The sequence below is a fragment of the Mitsuaria sp. TWR114 genome, assembly GCF_007997345.1.
Window position 1 is genome coordinate 1 of record NZ_VOSR01000472.1, and the last position, 2,976, is coordinate 2,976.

Here is a 2,976-nt window from a genome sequence, read left to right on the forward strand (position 1 = left end):
CCGCGGGCGGCACGCGCGTGGAGTCCGGCGCGGATGCCGACGGCAACGGACAGCTCGCCGACGGCGAGGTGTCCAGCACGCAGTACGTCTGCAACGGTCTGAACGGCGGCGCGGGTGCCGAGGGCCGGTCGATGCTGGTTCGAGTCCGAGCCGAAGCCGTCGGCGCCAACTGCGCGCAAGGCGGCTCGGCGGTGATGGCGGGGCTGGATGCCGACGGCAACGGCGCGCTGGATTCGGGTGAGGTCAGCAGCGTGGCCTATGTCTGCAATGGCGCGAACGGCTCCAACGGCTCAAACGGCACGCCAGGCTCCGCCGGCCCCACGGGACCCACAGGACCCACAGGACCCACAGGACCCACAGGCGCATCGGGCCTCGACGCCCTCGTCGCGGTCACCGCGGAGTCGGCCGGCGCGAATTGCGCCTATGGCGGCCAGCGCGTGCAATCCGGCCAGGACGCCAACCGCAACGGCGTGCTGGATGCCGGCGAGGTGACGTCCACGGCCTATGCCTGCAGTGCCGCGCCGGCGGACACGCGCTGGGTGAATGTGACGTCCGCCACCGCGCAGGCCGACTCGAACACCGGCTATCTCGCCAATGCGAGCGGGCCCGTGATCCTCACGCTGCCCGCTTCACCGGCCGTGGGCGACTGGATCAAGGTCACCGGAGTGGGCGCCGGAGGTTGGACGATCGCGCAGAACGCCGGCCAGCGGATCACGACGACCGGATTACCCGGCGGCAACACCGTGACCTGGACGGCCCAGACGCCGACCGGCACCTGGGTCGCCGTGGCGATGTCGGCTGACGGTGTACGCCAAGTCGCCGCGTCGGCATCCGGAGAGCTCTACACCTCCGAGGACGCCGGTGCGCACTGGACGGTGCGTCTCACCGGCCAGACGTGGTCCAGCGTCGCGATGTCCTCCGACGGACAGACGATCCTGGCGGCGGTCAATGGCGGAGCGCTCTACCTGTCGACGGACGGAGGGAACAACTGGTCCAACGACGGCAGCAGCAGGGCGTGGACCGCCGTCGCCAGTTCGGCCGACGGCACGCGCTTGGTGGCCACGGCCTACCTCGGACAGGTCTGGACCTCGGCCGACAGCGGCGGCAGTTGGACGGCGCGCGACAGCAATCGCGCCTGGCGTACCGTGAGCGCCTCGGCGGACGGCCGCGTGCAGGTCGCGGGCACCAACGGCTCGCAGCTGTATGTGTCGACGGACTACGGCGTCAGCTGGACCGCGCGGGCGTCCGCCCAGTTCTGGTGGGGGTCGGCGGCATCGGCCGATGGACGGCGCCTGTACGCCACGGTCGACACGGGCGCGATCTGGCGCTCCGATGATTTCGGCACCTCGTGGGAAGCCGTGACGGTGAGCCGGGACTGGCGCGGCATCGCCACTTCGGCGGATGGGCGTCATGTGGTGGCCGCCACGAATGGCGGCGCGCTCTACGAGTCGTCGGACGGTGGCCAGACCTGGCGGTCCACGGCCGATGCGGGCGCCTGGACGACGGTGGCCAGCAGCGCGAACGGCCTGACCCTGCTGGGCGGCAAGTCCGGCGCGGCGCTGTACGCCGGCACGCGGCGGACATCCACCACCTCGGGGGTGAGCGGCTCGCTGTCCGGGGGGCAGGGCGACACGCTGCAACTGCAGTACGTCGGCGGCGGCGTGTTCATGCCGATCAGCTATGTCCTGGCGAACCTGACGTTCACGCCGCAGTGACCTCGCTCGGATGAGCGGCCGAATCCCCCAGCAGGGGGCTTCGGGTCCTCGGGACGCGTGTCAGGCCGCCGACACGCACGCCATCGCGATGCTGACCCACACGCCCACGCTGAAATACGGCGTCAACCACAGCGCATCGGCCTTCCAGGCCTCCCAGGAGCCGCTGGGCACGCGCCGATGCCAGGCATCGCGGCGCCCGCGTCCAGGCGCAGGTAGACCTGCCCGCTGGCGCGCCCGTGCCGGTAGCGGCGCCAGTACATCGGCATGTCGACGGTCACGACATAAGCGACGAAGGACATCGCGCCCACGATGCCGGCGACCGACAGCGCCCGCACCCAGCCCCCGCTGCCGAGGGCGATCACGCCCAGCAGCACGGCCATCCAGGTGAAGCCGCCGGCCCACAGCGCCGATTCCACGGCCTGCGTGATGTGGTTGAGCGTGAGCACGCTGTGCCAGCAGAAGGCCTGCGCCACCACCATGAACATCGGAACGGCCGAGGCGGCCGCCTGCACGGCCGGCAGGCCGGCATGGGCGGCCAGCTGATGGACGAACAGGCCCAGTTGCAACGCGAAGCAGATCTCGGCCACCGTGGCCGCGGTGCGGCCCAGGAAGATGCTGGACAGGTGGCTGTCCACCACCACGAGCCGCTCCAGATCCACCCGCGGCAGCAAGGAGCGATAGGCACACACCAGCACGTAGACGCCGGACAGCCCCAGCTGCACTCGCCCATGAACGCCGGCGACGGGGCCGGCGAGCGCGACGGCGAGCCACAGGCCCAGGTTCAGCACGGCCAGCGCGCGCAGCGCCCGGCACCATGAACGTACCTGCGTATCCATCGCTAGTCGATCACGATGTCGCCGTCGACCGTGCCCGACAGCGCGGCGAGGTAGCCCAGCTCCAGGCTGCGCGTGAAGGCCGGCGTGTCGAACAGCGGCGCGGTGTCGCGTTGCGCGCGCAGCCGGTCGCGCAGCGCCGCGAGTGGCTTCGGCGCGGCCGCGAGCGCGACGGCCCGCTCGACGTAGTCCTCGGGGGTCTCGACGATCAGCTCCGGCAGGCCGACGGCATGCAGCAGGCTGGCCGCCATGCGGCCGGCGAAGGCGCGCCCCCGCTGCGTGAGCACCGGCAGTCCCATCCAGAGCGCATCGCTGGCCGTCGTGCCGGCGTTGTAGGGCAGGGTGTCCAGGAACAGGTCGGCCGCGGCGAGCCGGGCGAGGTAGTCCTCGCGCGCGCCGCGCCGCTGAAGGCTCCCTCTCCCGCTTGC

At 71.7% G+C, this 2,976-nt stretch carries 2 protein-coding genes and 1 pseudogene; 1 reads left to right on the forward strand and 2 read right to left on the reverse strand.

The features are described 5' to 3' along the window. Nucleotides 1–1,715, forward strand: a 1,715-nt coding sequence (locus FUT87_RS31435) for a sialidase family protein (protein WP_186830583.1), incomplete at its 5' end; no start/stop codon positions are given. A 122-nt stretch (nt 1,716–1,837) separates the two neighbouring features. On the opposite strand, the gene FUT87_RS16990 is transcribed toward FUT87_RS31435, so the two are convergent. Both FUT87_RS16990 and FUT87_RS16995 read right to left on the reverse strand, forming a co-directional pair. Then, nucleotides 1,838–2,551 (reverse strand): hypothetical protein, encoded by a 714-nt coding sequence (locus FUT87_RS16990; RefSeq protein WP_147241779.1) that lies wholly within the window; start codon nt 2,549–2,551, stop codon nt 1,838–1,840. Nucleotides 2,552–2,553: 2 nt separating this feature from the next. After that, nucleotides 2,554–2,976: pseudogene (locus tag FUT87_RS16995) on the reverse strand (acetylglucosamine transferase); the annotation flags it as partial.

Bases quoted from the DNA above. Each gene is read 5' to 3' on its own strand.
- FUT87_RS16990 (WP_147241779.1), bottom strand. From the start codon at position 2,551: ATGGATACGCAGGTACGTTCATGGTGCCGGGCGCTGCGCGCGCTGGCC.